Origin of the sequence: Halobaculum saliterrae (assembly GCF_009831625.1) — an archaeon.
GTDB classification, from domain to species: domain Archaea; phylum Halobacteriota; class Halobacteria; order Halobacteriales; family Haloferacaceae; genus Halobaculum; species Halobaculum saliterrae.
On record NZ_WUUS01000009.1, the window covers coordinates 45,765 to 68,478 of the forward strand.

22 protein-coding genes and 1 tRNA gene are annotated in these 22,714 nt (G+C 69.3%); 18 read left to right on the forward strand and 5 right to left on the reverse strand.

Annotation, left to right across the window (positions count from 1 at the left end; translation table 11 throughout):
- The first annotated feature begins 133 nt into the window (after positions 1–133).
- From GRX01_RS14095 to GRX01_RS14135, 9 genes are all read left to right on the forward strand, one after another.
- A complete protein-coding gene (locus GRX01_RS14095) occupies positions 134–361 on the forward strand; it encodes a DNA-directed RNA polymerase subunit H (protein WP_159668783.1) in 228 nt (75 codons plus the stop codon).
- Positions 358–1,923 carry a DNA-directed RNA polymerase subunit B'' gene (locus GRX01_RS14100; protein WP_159668786.1) on the forward strand — a complete coding sequence of 522 codons (1,566 nt, stop codon included), beginning with the start codon at positions 358–360 and terminating at the stop codon, positions 1,921–1,923. Before GRX01_RS14095 ends, GRX01_RS14100 begins: the two co-directional genes overlap by 4 nt.
- 3 nt (positions 1,924–1,926) lie before the next feature.
- Positions 1,927–3,756, forward strand: coding sequence for a DNA-directed RNA polymerase subunit B (gene rpoB, locus GRX01_RS14105; RefSeq protein ID WP_159668789.1), 1,830 nt, complete (start codon positions 1,927–1,929; stop codon positions 3,754–3,756).
- Between the two features lie 2 nt (positions 3,757–3,758).
- The gene (locus tag GRX01_RS14110) at positions 3,759–6,710 is read left to right on the forward strand and encodes a DNA-directed RNA polymerase subunit A' (RefSeq protein WP_159668792.1); all 2,952 of its coding nucleotides are present in this window, start codon (positions 3,759–3,761) and stop codon (positions 6,708–6,710) included.
- The gene (gene rpoA2 / locus GRX01_RS14115; protein ID WP_159668795.1) at positions 6,703–7,950 is read left to right on the forward strand and encodes a DNA-directed RNA polymerase subunit A''; all 1,248 of its coding nucleotides are present in this window, start codon (positions 6,703–6,705) and stop codon (positions 7,948–7,950) included. Before GRX01_RS14110 ends, rpoA2 begins: the two co-directional genes overlap by 8 nt.
- Positions 7,951–7,952: 2 nt before the next feature.
- Positions 7,953–8,378 carry a NusA-like transcription termination signal-binding factor gene (locus GRX01_RS14120; protein ID WP_321168125.1) on the forward strand — a complete coding sequence of 142 codons (426 nt, stop codon included), beginning with the start codon at positions 7,953–7,955 and terminating at the stop codon, positions 8,376–8,378.
- Positions 8,379–8,450: 72 nt separating this feature from the next.
- Positions 8,451–9,335, forward strand: coding sequence for a mechanosensitive ion channel family protein (locus GRX01_RS14125; RefSeq protein ID WP_159668798.1), 885 nt, complete (start codon positions 8,451–8,453; stop codon positions 9,333–9,335).
- Between the two features lie 191 nt (positions 9,336–9,526).
- Positions 9,527–9,955: a 30S ribosomal protein S12 gene (locus GRX01_RS14130; RefSeq protein WP_073306653.1), complete on the forward strand. Its 429-nt coding sequence runs from the start codon at positions 9,527–9,529 to the stop codon at positions 9,953–9,955.
- Positions 9,955–10,599, forward strand: coding sequence for a 30S ribosomal protein S7 (locus GRX01_RS14135; RefSeq protein WP_159668801.1), 645 nt, complete (start codon positions 9,955–9,957; stop codon positions 10,597–10,599). Before GRX01_RS14130 ends, GRX01_RS14135 begins: the two co-directional genes overlap by 1 nt.
- A 116-nt stretch (positions 10,600–10,715) precedes the next feature.
- On the opposite strand, the gene GRX01_RS18910 is transcribed toward GRX01_RS14135, so the two are convergent.
- Genes GRX01_RS18910 through GRX01_RS14145 form a run of 3 tightly spaced genes read right to left on the reverse strand, consistent with a single transcriptional unit; the run spans position 10,716 to position 12,322 of the window.
- Positions 10,716–10,865: a hypothetical protein gene (locus GRX01_RS18910; RefSeq protein ID WP_201289608.1), complete on the reverse strand. Its 150-nt coding sequence runs from the start codon at positions 10,863–10,865 to the stop codon at positions 10,716–10,718.
- A gap of 57 nt (positions 10,866–10,922) precedes the next feature.
- Positions 10,923–11,585: a class II aldolase/adducin family protein gene (locus tag GRX01_RS14140; RefSeq protein ID WP_321168126.1), complete on the reverse strand. Its 663-nt coding sequence runs from the start codon at positions 11,583–11,585 to the stop codon at positions 10,923–10,925.
- On the reverse strand, positions 11,582–12,322 hold the full coding sequence (locus GRX01_RS14145) for an HAD family hydrolase (RefSeq protein ID WP_159668804.1): 741 nt from the start codon (positions 12,320–12,322) through the stop codon (positions 11,582–11,584). Before GRX01_RS14145 ends, GRX01_RS14140 begins: the two co-directional genes overlap by 4 nt.
- 96 nt (positions 12,323–12,418) lie before the next feature.
- On the opposite strand from GRX01_RS14145, the gene GRX01_RS14150 reads away from it, so the two are divergent.
- Both GRX01_RS14150 and GRX01_RS14155 read left to right on the forward strand, forming a co-directional pair.
- On the forward strand, positions 12,419–13,078 hold the full coding sequence (locus GRX01_RS14150) for a GNAT family N-acetyltransferase (protein ID WP_321168127.1): 660 nt from the start codon (positions 12,419–12,421) through the stop codon (positions 13,076–13,078).
- A 109-nt stretch (positions 13,079–13,187) separates the two neighbouring features.
- Positions 13,188–13,607, forward strand: a complete 420-nt coding sequence (locus tag GRX01_RS14155) for a hypothetical protein (RefSeq protein WP_159668812.1) — start codon at positions 13,188–13,190, stop codon at positions 13,605–13,607.
- Positions 13,608–13,749: 142 nt separating this feature from the next.
- On the opposite strand, the gene GRX01_RS14160 is transcribed toward GRX01_RS14155, so the two are convergent.
- Both GRX01_RS14160 and GRX01_RS14165 read right to left on the reverse strand, forming a co-directional pair.
- Complete coding sequence (locus GRX01_RS14160; RefSeq protein ID WP_159668814.1) at positions 13,750–14,313, reverse strand: hypothetical protein; 564 nt, start codon at positions 14,311–14,313, stop codon at positions 13,750–13,752.
- A 110-nt stretch (positions 14,314–14,423) separates the two neighbouring features.
- On the reverse strand, positions 14,424–15,188 hold the full coding sequence (locus tag GRX01_RS14165) for a DUF5781 family protein (RefSeq protein WP_159668817.1): 765 nt from the start codon (positions 15,186–15,188) through the stop codon (positions 14,424–14,426).
- A 170-nt stretch (positions 15,189–15,358) separates the two neighbouring features.
- Here GRX01_RS14165 and GRX01_RS14170 point away from each other — a divergent pair, with 170 nt between their 5' ends.
- The 7 genes from GRX01_RS14170 (at position 15,359) to GRX01_RS14200 (ending at position 22,233) form a co-directional block, all read left to right on the forward strand.
- Positions 15,359–17,551 carry an elongation factor EF-2 gene (locus tag GRX01_RS14170; RefSeq protein WP_159668819.1) on the forward strand — a complete coding sequence of 731 codons (2,193 nt, stop codon included), beginning with the start codon at positions 15,359–15,361 and terminating at the stop codon, positions 17,549–17,551.
- Positions 17,552–17,991: 440 nt separating this feature from the next.
- A complete protein-coding gene (locus tag GRX01_RS14175; protein WP_159668821.1) occupies positions 17,992–18,603 on the forward strand; it encodes an amino acid-binding protein in 612 nt (203 codons plus the stop codon).
- Positions 18,600–19,574: a homoserine dehydrogenase gene (locus GRX01_RS14180; protein ID WP_159668824.1), complete on the forward strand. Its 975-nt coding sequence runs from the start codon at positions 18,600–18,602 to the stop codon at positions 19,572–19,574. The genes GRX01_RS14175 and GRX01_RS14180 overlap by 4 nt, the downstream gene beginning before the upstream one ends.
- 212 nt (positions 19,575–19,786) lie before the next feature.
- Entirely contained in the window at positions 19,787–21,052 is a 1,266-nt protein-coding gene (gene tuf / locus GRX01_RS14185; RefSeq protein WP_159668826.1) for a translation elongation factor EF-1 subunit alpha, read from the forward strand.
- The gene (rpsJ, locus tag GRX01_RS14190) at positions 21,053–21,367 is read left to right on the forward strand and encodes a 30S ribosomal protein S10 (protein WP_159668828.1); all 315 of its coding nucleotides are present in this window, start codon (positions 21,053–21,055) and stop codon (positions 21,365–21,367) included.
- 110 nt (positions 21,368–21,477) lie between these two features.
- Entirely contained in the window at positions 21,478–22,098 is a 621-nt protein-coding gene (locus GRX01_RS14195) for a rhomboid family intramembrane serine protease (protein WP_159668831.1), read from the forward strand.
- A 63-nt stretch (positions 22,099–22,161) separates the two neighbouring features.
- Positions 22,162–22,233: transfer RNA gene (locus GRX01_RS14200), tRNA-Ala, on the forward strand.
- Positions 22,234–22,714: the final 481 nt, after the last annotated feature.

The following is a 22,714-nucleotide window of genomic DNA, read 5'->3' on the forward strand; positions in this document are numbered from 1 at the left end:
GAGGTGGCCAGCCGCCGGTCCCCAACTCGTTTGACAAGCGTTATGTGGCCGGGACGTATATACCGCCGTAGTATCTCGTGAAGACTTCTCCCCAGCAAACACGGCCGCGCGCGACTACGAACTCTCCCAAGCCATGGTAAACGTAAGCGAACACGAACTCGTGCCCGATCACACGCTCCTCGAGGAGGACGAAATCGAGGAGGTGCTCGACGAGTACAACGTCAAACGGACCGATCTCCCCAAGATCAAGCGGACCGACCCCGCGACGCCCGACGAGGCCGAGACGGGCGACGTGGTCCGCATCGAACGGGACTCACGAACCACCGACGTCGCGGTCGTCTATCGACTGGTGGTAGAATGAACAGGGAGGCACGACGCTCCGTCTCCCGGGAGTACTTCTCCCAGGAGCGGCTCGCGGAGCACCACTTCCGGTCATTCAACAACTTCCTCGACCGCGGCATGCAGCGCGTCGTCGACGAGAAGGAGACGATCGAGACCGACATCGGCGACAAGGAGGGGCAGGAGCCCGTCTACGTCGAGCTCGGCGACGTGCGGATGACGACGCCGCGCGTCCGCGAGGCCGACGGCTCCGAGGAGCTGCTGTACCCGCAGGAGGCACGCCTCCGCAACATCACCTACGCCGCCCCCGTCTTCATGGAGATGAAGATCATCCGCGGCGGCGAGGACGAGCCCGAGACGGTCGTCGACCAGACCGAGACGAAAGTCGGCCGGATGCCGATCATGGTCGGCTCGAACAAGTGCAACATCTCCGGGTTCTCCGACGAGGAGCTCATCGAGATCGGCGAGGACCCCGTCGACCCCGGCGGCTACTTCATCGTCAACGGCTCCGAGCGCGTGCTCATGACGAGCGAGGACCTCGCGCCCAACAAGATCCTCGCGGAGTACGACTCGAAGTACGGCGACGAGATCCAGGTCGCCAAGACGTTCTCTCAGCGGCGAGGCTACCGCGCGCTCGTCCTCTGTGAGCGCAACCGCGAGGGGCTACTCGAAGTGAGCTTCCCCTCTGTGTCCGGCTCGGTCAACTTCGTCACGCTCGTTCGCGCCCTCGGGCTCGAATCCGACGAGGAGATCGTCCACCGCGTCTCCGACGACCCGGAGATTGTCAAGTTCATGCTGGAGAACCTGGAGGAGGCCGACGTGCAGACCGAGGAGGAGGCCATCGAGACCCTCGGCGAGCGCGTCGCCTCGGGCCAAGGGAAGAACTACCAGCTCAAGCGGGCCAACTACGTCATCGACCGCTACCTCCTGCCGCACCTCCACGAGGAGGGCGTCGAGGAGGAGGACGTCCGCATCAACAAGGCGTACTACCTCTGCCGGATGGCCGAGGCGTGCTTCGAGCTGGCGCTCGACCGCCGCGAGTCCGACGACAAGGACCACTACGCCAACAAGCGCCTCAAGGTCTCGGGCGACCTGATGACGGACCTGTTCCGGACGGCGCTCAACAAGCTGGCGCGCGACGTGAAGTACCAGCTGGAGCGCGCCAACATGCGCAACCGGCAGCTCACCGTCAACACGGTGGTCCGCTCGGACGTGCTGACCGAGCGGCTCGAACACCCCATCGCGACGGGGAACTGGGTGGGCGGCCGCTCGGGCGTCTCCCAGCTCGTCGACCGGACGGACTACATGGGCGTCCTGTCGCACCTTCGTCGCCTGCGCTCGCCGCTGTCGCGGTCGCAGCCGCACTTCGAGGCGCGCGACCTGCACGCGACCCAGTGGGGTCGCATCTGCCCCTCCGAGACGCCGGAGGGCCCGAACTGTGGACTGGTGAAGAACTTCGCGCAGGCGATGGAGCTGAGCCAGAACATCGAGGACGAACAGGGACTGAAGCGAGAACTCGCGTCCATGGGTGTCGAGGGGATCCCCGGCATCGAGGGCGTTGACCGCGCATCCGCGGACGACTAACACATGGCAAGCCAACAACGAGAAGCGAAAGTCTACGTCAACGGGAGCCTGGTCGGGACCCACCCGGACCCGAACCAGCTCGCGGCACAGATCCGTGAGGCGCGCCGCCGCGGCGACGTCTCCGACATGGTGAACGTCTCGGTGAAGGACCGAACGGACGAGGTCATCGTCAACGCCGACGCTGGACGCGCCCGGCGGCCGCTCATCGTCGTGGAGAACGGGGAGCCGCTCCTCGACGACGAGACGATCGAGGCGCTGGAGAACGGCGAGATCGAGTTCGAGGACCTCGTCGACCACGGCATCGTCGAGTTCATCGACGCCGAGGAGGAGGAGGACATCTACGTCGCCACCGACGAGGAGGACCTCAACTCGCGGACGACGCACCTGGAGATCGACCCGCAGCTCATCTTCGGCATCGGCGCCGGGATGATCCCGTACCCCGAGCACAACGCCTCGCCGCGCATCACCATGGGCGCGGGGATGATGAAGCAGTCGCTCGGGCTGCCGTCGGCCAACTACCGGATCCGGCCGGACACGCGCCAGCACCTCCTGCACTACCCGCAGCTGTCGATGGTCAAGACGCAGACCACCGAGCAGATCGGGTTCGACGAGCGACCGTCGGCGCAGAACTTCGTCGTCGCGGTCATGTCCTACGAGGGGTTCAACATCGAGGACGCGCTCGTCATGAACAAGGGGAGCGTCGACCGCGCGATGCAGCGCTCGCACTTCTTCCGGACCTACGAGGGCGAGGAGCGCCGCTACCCCGGCGGCCAGGAGGACCGCTTCGAGGTCCCGTCCCAGGACGTGCGCGGCGCCCGCGGCGAGGACGCGTACACCCACCTCGACGAGGACGGCCTCGTCAACCCCGAGACGAAGGTGGACGAGAACTCCGTCCTGCTCGGGAAGACCAGCCCGCCCCGGTTCCTCGAGGAGCCCGACGACATGGGCGGCCTCTCACCGCAGAAGCGTCGCGAGACCAGCGTCACGATGCGCTCGGGCGAGTCGGGCGTCGTCGACACGGTCACGCTGATGGAGGGCGAGGACGGCTCGAAGCTCTCGAAGGTCTCGGTGCGCGACGAGCGGATCCCCGAGCTCGGGGACAAGTTCGCGTCCCGCCACGGCCAGAAGGGCGTCGTGGGCCACCTCGCCCCGCAGGAGGACATGCCGTTCACGGAGGACGGGCTCGTTCCCGACCTCGTGATGAACCCGCACGCGCTCCCGTCGCGCATGACGGTGGGCCACGTGCTGGAGATGCTCGGCGGGAAGGTCGGCTCGCTGGAGGGGCGCCGCGTCGACGGCACGGCGTTCCAGGGCGAGGACGAGGAGGCGCTCCGCTCGTCGCTGGAGGAGCACGGGTACAAGTCCTCGGGGAAGGAGGTCATGTACTCGGGCGTCACCGGCGAGAAGATCGAGGCGGAGATCTTCGTCGGGACGATCTTCTACCACAAGCTGTACCACATGGTGAGCAACAAGCTGCACGCCCGCTCGCGCGGGCCGGTGCAGGTGCTCACCCGTCAGCCGACCGAGGGGCGCGCTCGCGAGGGTGGCCTCCGCGTCGGCGAGATGGAGCGCGAGGTGCTCATCGGGCACGGCGCCGCGATGGCGCTGAACGAGCGGCTGCTCGACGCCTCCGACAAGGAGACGGTGTACATCTCCGAGGAGACGGGGATGGTGGCCGTCGAGGACGTGGAGCAGCGTCGTATCTACGACCCGATCACGGGCGACGAGGACGACATCCACGAGATGGAGATCAGCTACGCGTTCAAGCTGCTGCTCGACGAGATGAAGGCGCTCGGCATTCGACCGACCCTCGAACTTGAGGACGCAGTCTAACTATGGCAGGCCAGACACCCAAAGAGATCGGCGGCATCAACTTCGGGCTGATGGACCCGGAGACGTATCGGGACATGTCCGCGACGAAGGTCATCACCGCGGACACGTACGACGACGACGGCTACCCCATCGACATGGGGCTGATGGACCCGCGACTGGGCGTCATCGACCCCGGACTGGAGTGCCGCACCTGCGGCAAGCACTCCGGGTCGTGTAACGGGCACTTCGGCCACATCGAGCTGGCCGCGCCCGTCATCCACGTGGGCTTCACGAAGCTCATCCGTCGGCTGCTGCGCGCGACGTGCCGCAACTGCGGCCGCCTCGCGCTCACCGAGGAGGAGAAGGAGGAGTACAAGGAGAAGCTCCAGCGCACGAAGGACCTCGGCGGCGACCCCACCGACGTGCTGAAGTCGGCCGTCCGACAGGCCCGCAAGGCCAACAACTGTCCGCACTGCGGCGAGCCGCAGGCGGACATCAAACACGAGAAGCCGACCACCTACTACGAGGTGCAGGACGTGCTCTCGGGCGACTACTCGGAGCTCATCACCCGCGCGATGCAGCCCGACGAGCCCGAGGACGACGAGGAGGAGGTCGACGAGAGCGAGGCGATGTCCCCGATGGATCTGGCCGACGAGACGGGCATCGCGCTCGACCGGATCAACGAGATCCTCTCGGGCGAGTTCCGCCCGCGCAAGGAGGACCGCAAGGCGCTGGAGAAGGCGCTCGGCATCGACCTCACCGTCGAGGACATGAACAAGCTGATGCCGAGCGACATCCGCGACTGGTTCGAGGACATCCCGGACGAGGACCTCGAACCGCTCGGCATCCACCCGCAGAAGTCCCGCCCCGAGTGGATGATCCTGACGGTACTTCCGGTCCCGCCGGTCACCACCCGCCCCTCGATCACGCTCGACAACGGCCAGCGCTCCGAGGACGACCTCACGCACAAGCTGGTCGACATCATCCGGATCAACCAGCGGTTCATGGAGAACCGCGAGGCCGGCGCCCCGCAGCTCATCATCGAGGACCTGTGGGAGCTGCTCCAGTACCACGTCACCACCTTCGTGGACAACGAGATCTCGGGCACGCCGCCCGCTCGTCACCGGTCCGGCCGCCCGCTGAAGACGCTCTCCCAGCGCCTCAAGGGCAAGGAGGGTCGCTTCCGCGGCTCCCTGTCGGGCAAGCGCGTGAACTTCTCCGCGCGGACCGTCATCAGCCCCGACCCCACCCTCTCGCTGAACGAGGTCGGCGTCCCGGAGCGGGTCGCCGAGGAGATGACGCAGGTGATGAACGTCGCCGAGCGCAACATCGACCGCGCCCGGCAGTACGTCCGCAACGGGCCCGAGGCCCACCCCGGCGCCAACTACGTCAAGCGGCCCGACGGCCGCCGGCTGAAGGTGACCGAGAAGAACTGCGAGGAGTTGGCGGAGAAGGTCGAGCCCGGCTGGGAGGTCAACCGCCACCTGGTCGACGGCGACATCGTGATCTTCAACCGGCAGCCCTCGCTGCACCGGATGTCGATCATGGCCCACGAGGTCGTGGTCATGCCGTACAAGACGTTCCGGCTGAACACGACCGTCTGCCCGCCGTACAACGCCGACTTCGACGGCGACGAGATGAACATGCACGCGCTCCAGAACGAGGAGGCCCGCGCGGAGGCGCGCGTCCTCATGCGCGTGCAGGAGCAGATGCTCTCGCCGCGGTTCGGCGAGAACATCATCGGCGCCATCCAGGACCACATCTCGGGGACGTACCTCCTGACGCACGACAACCCCGAGTTCACCGAGACGCAGGCGCTCGACCTCCTGCGGGCGACCTCGGTCGACGAGCTCCCCGAGGCCGACGGCACGAACGACGCCGGCGAGCCGGTCTGGACCGGCCGGACGGTGTTCTCGGAGCTGCTGCCCGAGGACCTGAACCTCGAGTTCACCTCCTCGGCGGGCGACACCGTCCGCATCGAGAACGGCCAGCTGGTCGAGGGCACCATCGACGAGGACGCCGTCGGCGGCTTCGGCGGCGAGATCGTCGACACGCTCACGAAGGTGTACTCGAAGACCCGCGCCCGCGTGTTCGTCAACGAGGTCGCGTCGCTGGCGATGCGCGCCATCATGCACTTCGGGTTCTCGCTGGGCATCGACGACGAGTCGATCCCGCCGCAGGCCAACGAGCAGGTCGACGAGGCGATCGAGTCCGCGTACGAACGGGTTCAGGAGCTGATCTCGACGTACGAGGCCGGCGAGCTGGAGAGCCTGCCCGGTCGGTCGGTCGACGAGACGCTGGAGATGAAGATCATGCAGACGCTCGGCAAGGCCCGCGACTCCGCGGGCGAGATCGCCGAGGACCACTTCGCCGACGACAACCCAGCGGTCGTCATGGCGCGCTCCGGCGCGCGTGGGTCGATGCTGAACCTGACCCAGATGACCGGCTGCGTCGGCCAGCAGGCGGTTCGCGGCGAGCGCATCAACCGCGGCTACGAGGACCGGACGCTCGCCCACTACGAGCCGGACGACCTCTCGGCGGAGGCCCACGGGTTCGTGGAGAACTCCTACCGCTCGGGCCTGACGCCCGAGGAGTTCTTCTTCCACGCGATGGGCGGCCGCGAGGGACTCGTCGACACGGCGGTCCGGACCTCGAAGTCCGGATACCTGCAGCGTCGCCTCATCAACGCGCTCTCGGAACTGGAGGCGCAGTACGACGGCACGGTGCGGGACACCTCCGACACCATCGTCCAGTTCGAGTTCGGCGAGGACGGCACCTCGCCGGTGAAGGTGTCCTCCAACGAGGACACGCCCATCGACATCGAACAGATCACCGACCGCGTCGTCGACGCCGAGTTCGCCTCCGAGGAGGAGAAGGAGCGCTTCCTCGGCCGGCGCGAGGAGCCGACGAACCTTTCGGAGTACGCCGGGCCCGGTCTCGACAAGGCCGGCGGCGTGGGGGTGAGCGATGACTGACGCCGTCGAGTCCGTCGACCGGTTCGTCGACGCTCACGAGGCGGTCACCGAGGACATCGCGCTGATCGTCGAGGACACCGAGCTGCCGCGGCGACTGCGGGACGAGATCTACGAGAACATCGACGGACGCGGCGGCGTGACGGCCGAGCAGGCCGACGAGATCGCGCAGGCCGCCGAGTCGCGCTACCTCGACACGCGGGTCGACCCGCTGGACCCCGTGGGGACCGTCTCCGCACAGAGTATCGGCGAGCCCGGAACGCAGATGACGATGAACACGTTCCACTACGCGGGCGTCGCGGAGATGGACGTGACGCAGGGGCTCCCCCGGCTCATCGAGCTGGTGGACGCCCGGAAGACGCCGGACACGCCGATCATGGTCGTCCACCTCGACGAGGAGCACGCGACCGACCGCGAGAAGGCCCACGAGGTCGTCTGGCAGCTGGAGGCGACGAAGATCCTCGCGCTCGGCGACGTGTCGACGAACGTCGCGGACATGGTCGTCCGCGTCGACCTGAACGAGGAGACGCTGCTGGAGCGGTGGCCCACCCACGAGGACCCGACGGAGGTCGCCGGCATCGTCGCCGACATCGTCGAGGACTCGCTGGGCGTCTCCACGCGCCACTCGGGCACGACGATCGAGTTCGGGCCCGACGAGCCGAGCTACCGCGAGCTGCTCCAGCTCGTCGAGGAGCTCCGGGACATCGTGTTCAAGGGGATCGAGGAGGTCTCCCGCGTCGTTATCCGGAAGGAGGAAGTGGATGACGGCGAGGAGGAGTACGTCCTCTACACCGAGGGGTCGGCGTTCGCCGACGCCCTGGAGATCGAGGGCGTTGACGCCTCCCGGACCACGTGTAACAACATCCACGAGATCTACCGGACGCTCGGCGTCGAGGCGGCCCGCGAGACCATCATCAACGAGACGATGGAGACGCTCGAGGAGCAGGGCCTCGACGACGTGAACATCCGCCACCTGATGCTCGTCTCGGACATCATGACGAACCGCGGCACCGTCGAGTCGATCGGCCGCCACGGCATCTCCGGGTCGAAGGACTCCGTGCTCGCGCGCGCGGCGTTCGAGGTGACGGTGAACCACCTGCTCGACGCGGCGATCCACGGGGAGGCCGACGACCTCAACGGCGTCATCGAGAACGTCATCGTCGGGAAGCCGGTGTCGATCGGCACCGGCGACGTCGACCTGCGGATGGGCTCGGCGCCCGACACGACGTCCGCGGACGACTGACGGTGCGCGTCGAGATCACCGACGAGGCCCGGCGGTACATCGGGACGTTCGACGAGCTCGTCGGCGTCGCGCCGACGGACTGCCTCGTCTTCGAGGACGGCGATCGGCTGGTCTTCCTCATCCCCGCGGGCGAGATGGCCGAGGCGGTCGGTCCCGGCGGGCGGACCGTCGAGCGCGTCGAGGAGCAGCTCGGCGCGTCGGTGGAGCTGGTCGAGGACGCCGACACGCCCGAGGCGTTCGTCGCGAACGCGCTCGCGCCGGCGGCGGTTCGGGGCGTGACGGTGAGCCGGCAGAACGACGTCGTGGCGTACGCCGAGGTCGTCGAGGCCGACCGCGGCGTCGCCATCGGCGCCGACGGGCGCAACATCGAGACCGCGCGGACGCTGGCGGCGCGTCACTTCGACATCGACGACGTGCAGTTAGCCTGAACGTGAGTTAGCCTGAGCCTCGCGCCGGTACGCGCCGACTGTTTTTCCGTCCCGACCGCGAGCCACGCCGGGATGACGCCGTTCCAGATCGAGCCGCCCGACCCGGTACCGGTTCCCGTGCCGGTCGGCACCGCGACGGACGCGCTCGCGAGCGCGCTCGCCACGGCCGGCTGGGTGCTCGCCGTCGCCCTCCCGGTGTACGCCGTCGGTCGACTCCTGATCGCCCCGGCGGCCGCCCGCGTGGTTCGCTCGCGGAACCCGAACAACCCGACGATCGTCGACGCGACGCGAACGTACGTGGGGGTGGCGTCGACGATCGTCGCGGTCGTCCTGGGGCTCATCGCCGGCGGGTACGGAGCGACGCTCGGCGGCTCGGCGGTCGTCGTCGCCGCCGCGACGCTCGCGGTCGGGATCGCCGGACAGGACCTCATCGGCTCGCTCGTCAGCGGCCTGTTCCTCGTCGTCGACCCGGAGTTCAACGTCGGCGACTGGATCGAGTGGCCCGGCGGCGAGGGTCGCGTCGAGCGCGTCGACTTCCGATCGACGCGCGTCAGGACCGGCGAGAACGCGGTCGTCACCGTTCCGAACACGGTGTTGACGGCCGACACGGTCGTCCGCCCGTACGCCCAGGATCGGATCCGAGCGAGAGAGACCGTCCCGATCGCATACGACGACGACCTCGCGACGGCCGCGCGGGAACTCGGCGACGCCGTGGCGGCCGTCGAGGGGGTCGCCGACTCGGTCGCGCCGAGTGTGCGGGTCGACGCGCTCGGCGACGACGGCGTGTCCCTGACCGTCGAGTACCACATCGACGACCCGACGGTCTCCCGCGTGCTACACGTCCGCGGAACCGTCAGGGAGCGGGCCGTCGACGCGCTCGAGTCCGCGGGGGCGACGCCCGGGCCGCCGGCCGGCCGCGAGCTCTCCGGGGCGGTCGCCGTGGACGGGGCGGAGTGACCGGCGATCGGAGTCCGGGTCGACGACGCTCGCTGCGGGCCTCATTCGAGCGGAAACGTTCGCTGCGCCCGTCATCGAGCGTGCGAAACGGACGTAGATCCCGCGAGAGGTACCGCTAATCGTCTCTCGCGTCGTCTCGGGGACACGGAAAGGGAACCCTTAGGTAGCTCCGCTGAGAACGGAAGTCCACGATGGCCAACGGCAAATACGCCGCGCGGAAGCTCAAGAAGGACCGCCAGAAGCGGCGGTGGTCCGACTCCGAGTACGCGCGACGCGAGCGCGGTCTCTCCGAGAAGTCCGACCCCCTCGAGGGCGCCCCCCAGGGTCGCGGTATCGTCCTGGAGAAGGTGGGCATCGAGGCGAAGCAGCCCAACTCGGCGATCCGGAAGTGCGTGCGGGTCCAGCTCATCAAGAACGGGAAGCAGGTCACGGCGTTCTGCCCCGGCGACGGCGCCATCTCGTTCATCGACGAGCACGACGAGGTCACCATCGCGGGGATCGGCGGCGCGAAGGGTCGCGCCATGGGCGACCTCTCCGGCGTCAACTACAAGGTCGAGAAGGTGAACGGCGTGTCGATGATCGAACTCGTCCGCGGCAACGCGGAGAAGCCCGTCCGATAATGAGCGAGTCAGAGCAAGACGCCGACGTCGACGCCGAGGCCGAGGCACCGGACCCGGACGCGCCCGCCGACTCCGAGCAGGCCGTCGAGAACGCGCTGCTGTTCGGCGAGTGGGACGTCTCGGAGATCGAGTACTCCGACCCGTCCACCCGGAAGTACATGAACGTGACCCCCATCGCGCACACGATGGGTCGTCACGCGTCCAAGCAGTTCCAGAAGTCCGAGATCTCGCTGGTCGAGCGGCTCATCAACCGCCTGATGCAGACCGAGGAGAACACGGGCAAGAAGCAGCAGGCCCAGCGCATCGTTCGCGACGCCTTCGACACGATCCACTCGCGCACCGAGGACAATCCGGTGCAGGTGCTCGTCGAGGCCGTCGAGAACGCGGCCCCGCGCGAGGAGACCGTCCGCCTGAAGTACGGCGGCATCTCCGTGCCGAAGGCGGTCGACGTCGCGCCCCAGCGCCGCGTCGACCAGTCGCTGAAGCTCATCGCCGAGGGCGTTCGCGGCGCCAGCTACAAGACGACGACCAGCGCCGCCGACGCGCTCGCGGACCAGCTCATCGGCGCCGCCCGCTACGACGTCCAGACGTACGCCATCTCCCAGAAGGAGGAGACGGAACGCGTCGCCGCCGCCGCCCGCTAACGACGGCGGACCGCTTTCGTTCCGTTCGTTCACGTTCCGAGCGGCCGCGCCGGGGAGCGCGATCTCCGGCGAACGTCCCGTCGGGCGGCGGCCCGCTCCCGTCCGTCGAACGGGGATCAGTCCCTGTTGTGGACGTTCGTACTGCCGCACTCGGGACAGCGAGTGAGCGTTCCGAGTCGGGGGTCGCTCACGCGATCCCACGCGTCGTTCCCGGTCGGTGCCTCGAAGCCGCAGCCGTCGCAGGTGAGTACGGTCGCCGGGGGCATGCGCGAGCGTACGACGCGGGATCGCATAGTCCTTGCCGACATGTCAGCCGACAGGTCCTACTGATCGGCGTCCTGTCCGTACCCTCGGAACTGTTCGATCGCGGTGTCGAGTTCGGACTCGGGGAGCTCGGTCGGCTCGCCGACGGCCGACGACTGGAGGTACAGCCGCGAGAGGTCCTCGACGTGGGTGGTGTGCTCCAGCGCGGTCTCGATGTCGTCGGCGGTGACGACGAGGCCGTGGTTCTCGATGAACGAGGCGGTGGCGTTCGCCTCCTCCATCGCGGCGACGACGTTCGCGGCCAGCTCCTCGGTGCCGTAGGGGGCGTACTCGGCGACGGGAACGCGCTTGCCGACGGTGACGATCATGTAGTGGATCGGGGGGAGCTCCTCGTGGAGCACGGCCATCGTCGTCGCCCACGGCGAGTGGGTGTGGACGATGGCGTCGGAGCCGTAGCCGCGGTAGATGTGCCGGTGCATCGGCACCTCGCTGGAGGGCTTCATCCGCCCGGCGACTCGCTCGCCCTCCAGATCCACGACCGGCACGTCGTCGGCGTCGAAGGCGTCGTAGGCGACGCCCGTCGGCGTGACCGCGAAGCGGTCGCCGTCGCGGACGCTGAGGTTCCCGGTTCGCCCCGGCGTGAGTCGCGCGAGCTCGGGCGCGTGCTCGACGACCGCCTCGCGGGCCCCGCGGAGGACCGCCGGGTTCGCCTCGTCGCTCACAGCGCCACCTCCGTCACCTCGCCCAGGGAGTCCAGCCGGTGGTCCGGCGTTCGAACGTGGTTCGGGTTCTCCCCCGTCGCGCCGGCGCCGTCTCCGTCCCCGTCGGCGTCTCCCCCCGGCCCGTTGAACAGCGCCGTCTCCATTCCGAGCGCGTTTCCGCCCTCGATGTCGTTGGCGGGGGAGTTGCCGACGACGAGCGCCTCCGAGGGCGTCCGGTCGAGGCGGGCGAGCGCCGCCGTGAACACGGGCGCGGCCGGCTTCTCGCGGCCGACCTCCTCGCTGGTGACGAGCGCGTCGAGGCGCTCGTCGACTCCGAGGCGCGCGAGCTTGCGCAGTTGGACGCGCGTCGTGAGGTTCGTCACGACCGCCACGTCGACGCCGGCCTCCCGGAGCGCGTCGAGCGTGGGGATGGCGTCGTCGAAGGCCGTCATCTCGTCGAGGTACGCGTCCCAGTAGGCGTCGCCCAGCGCCCGCGCGAGGTCGGCGTCGAACGGTCGCGGGAGGTCCGCGACCAGCCGCTTGTAGTAGATGTGGCGGCTGTGGCTGCTGGCGGTGGCGCCGACCTCGCGCTTCGTCGCCCGTCGGGCACGTGCACGTCGCGCCTCGAACGCCTCCGCGTCGAGGTCGCCGCCGCGGTCGCGGTAGGTCTCGAAGGCGGCGCGCGTGCCGGCCTCGTTACACGGATCGTACGGGTAGAGCGTGTCGTCCAGATCGAACAACACGGCGTCGACAGCCATGCCGGGCGCTGCGTCCCCACGCCGCATAGGTGTTCGGTCGTGAAGCGCTGTCGCACCGGGGGAACGACTATGTCCGCGGTCGGTCACGCGGGGCACGTGTTCCCGGAGGTCATCGAAACCGACCGGCTCCGGCTCGAACGGTGTTCCGCCGATCACATCTCCCCGCGTGCGCTGTACGAGGCCGCCTCCGACCGGAGCCCGACGATCGACGCCGAGACCGAGTACCTCCCGTGGTCCCCGCTGGACACGCTCGTCGACGCCGAGGAACGGCTCGCCGGGTTCGAGCGGCAGTGGGAGGAGCGCGAACGGGCGGAGTGGGTCGTGCGTCCCCGAAGTGGCGAGCCGGGTGCCGGCGAGTTCGCGGGGACCGCCGGCCTCATCCTCCGGTGGGACCGCGACCTCGCGCTGCTCGCGATCTGGCTGCGGAAGCCGTTCTGGGGGAGGCGGTACTCGGGCGAGCGCGCCGACGCGCTGTTCGAGGTGGCGTTCGACCGACTCGACCTCGGGGTCGCCGCGGTGCCGCTCCACGGCGAGAACGACCGGTCGTACGCCGCCGTGGAGCGGTACGTCGACCGACACGGCGGTCGCTACGAGGGACGCCTGCGGAACCACGCGGGCCGGTACGACGAGCCCGCAGACCACCACCGGTTCTCGGTGACCCGCGAGGAGTGGCGTGCGGCCGACGGCGCTCGGACGGCCGTGGAGTTTCCCGAGTCCGATCCCGACGCCGACGTCGAACCCCCCTTCGACAGGTGAGGCGGACTCCCGCGATCCGGTCCGGCTCACGGTCCGACTCGATCGATCCGTTCTCGTCGCTGATACACGGGGGACGAGACATTTACCAGGCGAACCCGCCGGTTCGGGCATGGAACCGCTCACCGCCCCGTTCGTGGGCGTCGCGGTCGCGGTGCTCGCGGGCGCGGCCGCCGGCGTCCCGTTCATGGGGACCGCGGCGGCCCGCCGGGCGTTGCGGCCGTTCGGCGGCGGCCCGGACGGCGACGACCCGTACGCGGCGGCGGGCGTGTTCGTCGGACTCTCGATCGCGTACGCCGGGCTCGTGGTCCTCACGGGGGAGACCGCCGTCGGCGCGGGACCGCTCGGGCTCACGCTGACGCTGTTGCTCCCGTTCGCCTTCGGCGTCGCCGCCGCGACCGCGTGGCTGCCGTCGGCCGGGGTCGAGTGGCGGCCGGCCGGCGAGGCACGCACGGACGCCACCGTCACGTTCGCGGCGTTTCTCGCGACCCTCACCGCGACGACCGCGGGCGGGTGGCTGCTGCTGGGGTGACTCGTCGCGGGCGCGGTCGGTGCCGCGGGGACTCTCTCGGCGGCGAACGTTCAAATACGAACGCGGGACCAGTGCGAGCACGGGCGATGGGCGCGCCCGTCCGGCTCGCGAGCCGTTCGGTTCCCGCAGACCCGCGCCGGTCTCAGGCGGACCGGCGGCCGAGTCGTCCGAACGCCAGCACGCGGCCGCCAGCGAGGAGCGCGAGGCTCGTCCCCGTGACCAACAGGAACGGGACGTAGTCGCCGCGGGCGTTCGCGGCGAACACGCCGACCGCGAGGACGGCGCCGACCGCCCCGACGGTCGCGAGCCCAGACCCCGCGCCGACGCGCCAGCCGTCCCGCGCGCCGCGGGACCGGGCCGCCGATCCGCCGACCGCGGCGGCGGCCGCGAGGGCGGCGAGGAACCCGCCGAACGCCGCGTCGTAGGCGATCGAACTCGGGAACGTCGGGAGGATCGCTTCGAGCCAGTCGAACGCGACGATGAGGAGGTACCCGGGGACGCCGAACGGCGGCAGCGGTACCGCGTACAGGAGCGCGTACAGTCCGGCGACGACGACGCCCGCGGCGACCCAGTCACGCAGGAGCGTCGCGGGCGAGTACGGCGGTCGAGTCGCTTCGCCGCCGTCGGTCACGGTCGCGCGCGGATCGGACGCGTCGCCGTCCGGCCGATCGGCTCCGGTGGACTCCGTGGAGGGCTCGGATCCCATGGTCGGTCGTTTCGGGGCCGTTCACGAAGTAGCTACTGGCGAGCCCCGTTCCCGCCGCCTCGGTCGCGACGGGGACGCGGCCTCCGTCGCGACGAGAACGCCCTCGGCGGTCAGTCGGCGGCCGCGGGACCGCCGCCTGCGTCGACGGCGTACAGCCGCGCGGCGTCGACCAGGGACTTGCGGTACTCCGACTCGGACGGGTCCGTCGCGAGCGACCGGAACAGCCGGGTGAACCCCTGTACGTCGACCCCCGGCGCGTCGTCGGCGGCGGCGTGTACCAGATCGTACAGTCGATGCCCGTCGTCGACGAGGTCGTGGCGCTCGCACATCGCCAGCGCGAAGGCGGCGTTGACGGCGGTGATGTCCGGATCGGAGCCGGGCGTCATGCGCTGCGAGTCGGGGTGGGGGTGGTCGCGCGGTCGGTCGGCGACGGCGGCGGCCAACTGCGACTCGAAGAACGTCGCCAGCTTCCCGCCCGGACCGACGGACAGCGTGATGTCGTCGGCGTACACGTCCTTCATGTGGTTCGCGATCTGGTAGCAGTGGTGGACCTTCCGGCGCTCGACCGACGCCCCCGACAGCGCGAGGAACAGCGCCTCGTCCGTCGACTGGTGGTGCGACGGATGCGGCTCCTCGTAGCGGGCCATGTGCGACAGCTCGTGAAGGGCGAGCTCGCGCGCCATCGCGGAGGTCGCGGCCTTCCGGGAGACGTTGAGGACGTGCCGGTCGTCGTAGTGGCCCGCCCACGTCCGCTCCTCGGGGTTGTCGCGAACCTGCACCTCCACCGGAAGCGAGAGGTCGTGTTCCGTCTCGAACAGCGTCGCCGCCCCGAGGAAGGGATCGGGCGGGACGGCGCCGCGGACTCGGATATCCATGTGTAGAGTTGGCATGGTCCGTATCGGTTTGACTCTTGTGCCGATCGGACGGGGGCGCGGCGACGACCGGGCCACGAGACGGCGTACCACGCGGTGTGAACCGTGGATTCGGGGGTTTCGGCGCCGCCAAAGCACTACCCTTTTGCCCGGGCGGGGAATACCGGTCGGTAATGGGCCGACGAAAGAAAATCGTACAGGAATGTGAGGAACTGATGGACCAGCCGGAGCAGATCCGGAACATCGCCATCGCTGCTCACGTCGACCACGGGAAGACGACACTGACGGACAACCTGCTCGCCGGCGCGGGCATGATCGCCGACGCGGACGAGGCGACGCAGCTCGTGATGGACACCGAGGAGGACGAACAGGAGCGCGGGATCACCATCGACGCGGCGAACGTCTCGATGACACACGAGTACGAGGGGGAGAACCACCTCATCAACCTCATCGACACGCCCGGCCACGTCGACTTCGGCGGGGACGTGACCCGCGCGATGCGCGCCGTCGACGGCGCGCTCGTCGTGGTCGACGCCGTCGAGGGCGCGATGCCCCAGACGGAGACGGTCGTTCGGCAGGCGCTGCGCGAGGGCGTCAAGCCGGCGCTGTTCATCAACAAGGTCGACCGCCTCATCTCCGAGCTCCAGGAGGGGCCCGAGGAGATGCAGGAGCGGCTCCAGGCGGTCATCGGCGACGTCAACGAGCTGATCCGCGGGATGACCGAGGAGATGGACGACATCGACGAGGACTGGACGGTCTCCGTCGAGGAGGGGACCGTCGGGTTCGGCTCGGCGCTGTACAAGTGGGGCGTGTCGCTCCCGTCGATGCAGCGCACCGGCATGTCGTTCGCCGACATCATCGAGCTGGAGCAGAACCACGAGCGGCAGGAGCTCCACGAGCGGACGCCGCTGTCGGACGTCGTGCTCGACATGGTCGCCGAGCACTTCCCGAACCCGCTGAAGGCGCAGCCGTTCCGCGTCCCGCGCATCTGGCGCGGCGACGACGACTCCGACGTCGCCGAGAGCATGCGGACCGTCGACCGCGACGGCGACATCGTCTTCATGGCGACCGACATCGGGATGGACCCCCACGCGGGCGAGATCGCGACGGGCCGCGTCTTCTCCGGCACCCTCGAGAAGGGACAGGAGCTGTACGTCTCCGGGACCGTGGGCAAGAACCGCGTCCAGTCGGTCGGGATCTACATGGGCGGCGAGCGCGAGGAGCTCGACCGCGGCGTCCCCGCAGGGAACGTGGCTGCCGTCACCGGCCTCAAGGACGCCATCGCCGGCTCCACGGTCTCCGACAAGGAGATGACGCCGTTCGAGTCGATCGAGCACATCTCCGAGCCGGTCATCACCAAGAGCGTGGAGGCGAAGTCGATGGACGACCTGCCGAAGCTCATCAAGACGCTCCAGCAGGTCGCCAAGGAGGACCCGACCATCCGCGTGGAGATCAACGAGGACACGGGCGAGCACCTCATCTCCGGGCAGGGCGAGCTCCACCTCGAGGTCATCACCCAGCGCATCCAGAAGAACCAGGGGATCCCGGTTCAGACCGGTGAGCCCATCGTCGTCTACCGCGAGCAGCCCCAGGGCTCCTCCCGCGAGGTCGAGGGCGTCTCGCCGAACCGCCACAACAAGTTCTACATCACCGTCGAGCCGATGTCGGACGACATCGTCGAGACGATCCAGCGGGGCGAGGCCTCGATGGACATGCCCGAACTGGAGCGCCGCGAGGCGCTGCAGGAGGCCGGCATGGACAAGGACACGTCCCAGAACGTGGAGCACATCCACGGGACGAACGTCCTCATCGACGACACGAAGGGGATCCAGCACCTGAACGAGACGATGGAGCTGGTCATCGAGGGCCTCGAGGAGGCGCTCGACGACGGTCCCCTCGCCGCCGAGCCCGTGCAGGGCGCGCTGCTGCGCCTGCACGACGCGCGGCTGCACGAGGACACCATCCACCGCGGTCCGGCGCAGGTCATCCCCGCCGTCCGCGACGCGGTCCACCGCTCGCTCATCGACGGCGAGATCCGTCTGCTGGAGCCGATCCAGGACGTCCGCATCGACGTGCCCAGCGAGCACATGGGCAACGCCTCCGGCGAGATCCAGGGCCGCCGCGGCCGCGTCGACGACATGTACCAGGAGGGCGACCTCATGGTCATCGAGGGCATCGCGCCCGTCGAGGAGATGATCGGCTTCTCCAGCGACATCCGCTCGGCCACCGAGGGCCGCGCCTCCTGGAACACGGAGAACGCGGGCTTCCGCGTGCTGGTCGACAACCTCCAGCGCGAGAAGATCATGGAGATCCGCGAGCGCAAGGGCATGAAGCTCGAGCTGCCGCAGTCGATCGACTACATCTGAGGGAGCACGCCGGCCGTCGCGGCCGATCCGCGATCCGCGTTCTCTTTCGACGCCCCGTTCCCGAGAGCGACGGCGTCGCCGCGGCACGGGAGCGTCCGTCTCGGTGACGACCTCTCGGCGATCACGACGTTCCTCCGACGGACCGTCGCCGATTCAACAGGATCGTTCACACACTGGCAAGGATCGCCACGGTGGAAGGCTTATCACCTCCCCACCTACACAGGGCAACTATGCCAAGTGGCACGACCCACGGTCGGCGCGACGGCTGCGAACGAGCGACCCAGCCCCGCACGCCGATCACAATTATCGGGTCCGGAGCCACATCCCCCGGCGGGACACGGTCGACGGCGGACGCGGGCAAAGGGGCAGGCGCTCGTCGTCGCGTCGACGGCGGCGCGGCCTCGCCGGGGACGAGCGCTGGCGAACGGAGGGCGCGGTAGATGCCGTCGGAGTCGACGCCAGCCCCCGGCGAGCAGCCGGTGGACTCCGACGAGACGGCCGAGGATGCGGCGGAGACGGACGGCGGCCACGAGACCGAGTTGCAGGCGCACACCATCAGACTGGAGTTGGTCGACGAACCCGGCCAGCTGCTGGCGGCGCTGAAGCCCATCGCCGACAACGGCGCGAACCTGCTGTCGATCTTCCACGAGCGCGGCAGTCTCACGCCGCGGGGACGCATTCCCGTCGAGGTCGACATCGAGTGTCCGCCGGACCGCTTCGAGGGGATCCTCGAGGACCTCCGCGACCGCGGCGTCAACGTGATCCAGGCCGACGCGGAGGAGTACGGCGACGAAGTGACGCTCGTCCTCGTGGGCCACCTCGTGGACACGGATCTGTCGGACACGCTCAAGAACATCCAGGACTGCTCGGGGGCGTCGGTCGCCGACATCGACCTGTCGGCGCCGGCGGGCGCCGGCTCGTCGGCCCACTCGAGCGCCCGGCTCCGCCTGCGGGCCCACGCCGGCGAGACCGCGAGCGTGATCGAGACGGTCCGGGAGGTCGTCGCCGAGAAGGACATCGACGTCATCGCGCCGCTGGAGGGCCGTCGATGAGGCTCTGTGTCCTCGGCGCCGGCGCGGTCGGCCGCTCGGTCGCGGAACTGGCGCCCGAGTACGGCCACACGGTGACGGCGCTTTCCGACTCCTCGTCGGCGGTCGTCGACCCGGACGGCCTCGACGTGGAGACGGCGCTCGCGCGCAAGGAGGCCGACGAGGCGCTCGGCGACGCCTCGCCGGGCGACGCGCTGGCGGCGGAGTACGACGTACTCGTGGAGGCGACGCCGACGACGCTCGGGGACGCCGAGCCCGGCTTCTCGCACCTGCGAACGGCGCTGGAGCGCGACAACCACGTCGTGCTCGCCAACAAGGGCCCGGTCGCCGAGCGCTACGCGGACGTGCGCGAACTGGAGGCCGACTCCGCGGGCGAGGTGTACTTCGAGGCGACTGTCGGCGGCGCCATCCCGGTATGTGCGACCGTCGACGACCTGGGTGCCGAGCACGTCTCGGCGGTCCGCGGCGTGCTCAACGGAACGGCGAACTTCGTCCTCTCGCGGATGGCCGCCGAGGGGCTCGATTACGACCACGTGCTCGCGGAGGCGCAGGACCTCGGTGTCGCCGAGGCGGACCCCTCCTTCGACGTGGAGGGGACCGACGCGGCGCTGAAGTGCGTCATCCTCGCGAACGTGCTGCGGGAGGCCGACTGCGACTCCCTCGACGAGCTTCGAGAGGTCGAGGTGACCCTCGCGGACGCCGAGGTCGAGGGGATCCGCGACATCCCGGGCAGCGCGCTGGAGCTCGCCGCCGAGGACGGCCGGACCGTCCGGCTCGTCGGCGAGGCGACCCGCGACGGCGTCACGGTCGGTCCGCGGCTGGTCCCCGAGAACGGGACGCTGTCGGTGACCGGCACCCGGAACATCGTCGAGATCGACCACGAGTACGCGGGCGGGCTCGCCATCTCCGGCCGCGGCGCCGGCGGCGAGGAGACCGCGAGCGCGGTGTTGGCCGACGTGGCTCGCCTGGAGTAGCCGGGTCCAGTTGACGCCGCGCGTCGTCGGCCACGGCCGGCCGGTGGACGCCGACCCGGTCATCGATCGGCCATGCAAACTCGACGCACGACAGGGACACACACGCAAAACCGCCCGAAGGCGCGGGGATAGCCTGCTCAGCGTATCGAAATGGTTTTAGGGCGTTCGGACGTTACAAGTCCTTACAGAGCGCCTCAGCGCGTGATTCCACTATGAGCGACAAACCCCACCAAAATCTGGCCATCATCGGCCACGTCGACCACGGGAAGTCTACGCTCGTCGGGCGGCTCCTCTTCGAGACAGGGAGCGTCCCCGAGCACGTAATCGAGCAGCACCGAGAGGAGGCCGAGGAGAAGGGCAAGGGCGGCTTCGAGTTCGCCTACGTCATGGACAACCTGGCCGAGGAGCGCGAGCGCGGTGTCACGATCGACATCGCCCACCAGGAGTTCGACACCGACGAGTACTACTTCACCATCGTCGACTGTCCGGGCCACCGTGACTTCGTGAAGAACATGATCACGGGCGCCTCGCAGGCCGACAACGCGGTGCTCGTCGTCGCGGCCGACGACGGCGTCGCGCCCCAGACCCGCGAGCACGTGTTCCTGGCCCGCACGCTCGGCATCAACGAGCTGATCATCGGGATCAACAAGATGGACCTCGTCGACTACGACGAGGGCAAGTACAAGGAGGTCGTCTCCGAGGTCGAGGACCTGCTCAACCAGGTCCGGTTCGGCACCGAGGACGCGAGCTTCATTCCGATCTCGGCGTTCGAGGGCGACAACATCGCCGAGCGCTCGGACAACACGCCGTGGTACGACGGCGAGATCCTCCTGGAGGCCCTCAACGGCCTGCCGGAGACGGAGCCGCCGACGGACGCGCCGCTTCGGCTGCCCATTCAGGACGTGTACACCATCTCGGGTATCGGGACCGTCCCCGTCGGACGGATCGAGACCGGCGAGATGACTCCCGGCGACAACGTCTCCTTCCAGCCGTCGGACGTCGGCGGCGAGGTGAAGACGGTCGAGATGCACCACGAGGAGGTCGACTACGCGGGCCCCGGCGACAACGTCGGCTTCAACGTCCGCGGCGTCGGCAAGGACGACATCCGCCGCGGCGACGTCTGTGGTCCCGCGGACGACCCGCCGTCGGTCGCCGAGACCTTCCAGGCGCAGGTCGTCGTCATGCAGCACCCGTCGGTCATCACGGCCGGCTACACGCCCGTCTTCCACGCCCACACGGCACAGGTCGCGTGTACCATCGAGTCGCTCGACCAGAAGCTCGACCCGTCGTCGGGCGAGGTCGACGAGGAGAACCCGGACTTCATCAAGTCCGGCGACGCGGCCATCGTGACGGTGCGCCCGCAGAAGCCCCTCAGCATCGAGCCGTCCAGCGAGATCCCGGAACTGGGCTCCTTCGCGGTCCGCGACATGGGTCAGACCATCGCGGCCGGCAAGGTGCTCTCCGTCAACGAGCGGTAAATGCCCGAGCAACAAGCGCGCGTCCGACTCGCGGGTACGAGCCCCGACGACCTGGACGCCATCTGCGACGACGTCCGCGATATCGCGGACAAGACCGGCGTGGCGCTGTCGGGCCCCATCCCGCTCCCCACGAAGACGCTGGAGGTTCCGTCGCGCAAGTCCCCCGACGGCGAGGGGACGGCGACGTGGGAGCACTGGGAGATGCGCGTCCACAAGCGGCTGATCGACATCGACGCCGACGAACGCGCGCTCCGTCAGCTCATGCGGATCCAGGTCCCGAACGACGTCTCCATCGAGATCGTCCTCGAGGACTGACCTGAGGCGCACCGGACCGGACCACACGGTCCGACTCCGAACACCGTTCTCATCGTTTTTCCGTCCCGTAGCGACGCCACCGTTTTGCGCCGCCGACGCCAGCGGTCGGTATGAGCTCTCGGACGGCGTCGACGCGGTCCCGCTCGACCCCGCTTCGTCCGGTCGTCGAGACGCTGGCGGCGATGGCGGTCGTCTCCGGCGCCTTCTGGCTCGCCGGGGTCGTCGCGGGGCCGCTGGCGCGCCTGCTGTTCGTTCTGTCGACGCCGGCGCTCGCACGGCCGTGGACGCTGGCGACGAGTGTCTACGCCCACGCCGGTCTCGGGCACCTCCTCGCGAACGCCGTCGTGGTGGCGGTGGCCGGGCTCCCGGTGGCCGCGAGTACGACCAGAGCGCGATTCCACGCGTTCGTGCTCGCGACGGGCGCGATCGCCGGACTCGCGCAGGTGTGGCTCGGTGGCCTGCTCTTCCCGGGCGGCGTCGGTGTCGTCGGCAGCAGCGGCGCCGCGTTCGCGCTCGTCGGCTACGTCGTCGCCGCCAACCCGGCGGCCGACGCGCTCGGACGACTCGCCCGGCGGCTGGGGGTGTCGCCGCGCGTCGTGGTCGGCGCGGTCGCCGTCCTCGCGCTCCTCGTCGCCGTCGCGTTCAGCGGTCCCGGAAGCGCGCTGATCGCCCACTTCGTGGGGCTAGCGTGCGGGCTGGGCGCCGGCCGGACACGGCTTCTCCGTGTGTGAAGAACGAACGGGGACGGGTCGAAACGGAACCCTCAAGTGCGATCCCGGGCCACAATAGGGTGCGGGCTCGTAGATCAGTGGTAGATCGCTTCCTTCGCAAGGAAGAGGCCCTGGGTTCAAATCCCAGCGAGTCCATCCCGTCGCGGCTCGCTCTCGAAGGACCACAAAACGGCGAGTAACAACTCTGAACCGGATGGTTTCTCCGTAGCGATGCGAAACGAAGTCGCGAACGACAGAGAGTTCACCGACACTCCCGGCGATCCCCACGCCGTCGGGCGAAGGAACGCGGCCCTCAGCGGGGGTGCTACTTGAGCGCCGAGCCCGACCGCTCGTGTGCGAGTGGTGCGGCTGTCCCATCGACGAGCCCGACAAGCGGTGCCCGGCCCTCGACGACGGGAGGCGTTCGCCGTGAGGTCCTGCCCCGTACACGGCGTCCGGGTTTCAAGCCGGACGCCGCCCGGGAGCGGGATCCCGCGTCGCGTCTGCCCCGAGTGTTCCGTAGGTGACGGCCGGTGACGCGGTCGATCGCTCGCGAACACGTCCACGGTGCGACGGTGTGGGCCTACGGCGGCGGAGCGGCTCGGGTCGTCCCGTGGGACCGGCCACCCCACCTCTC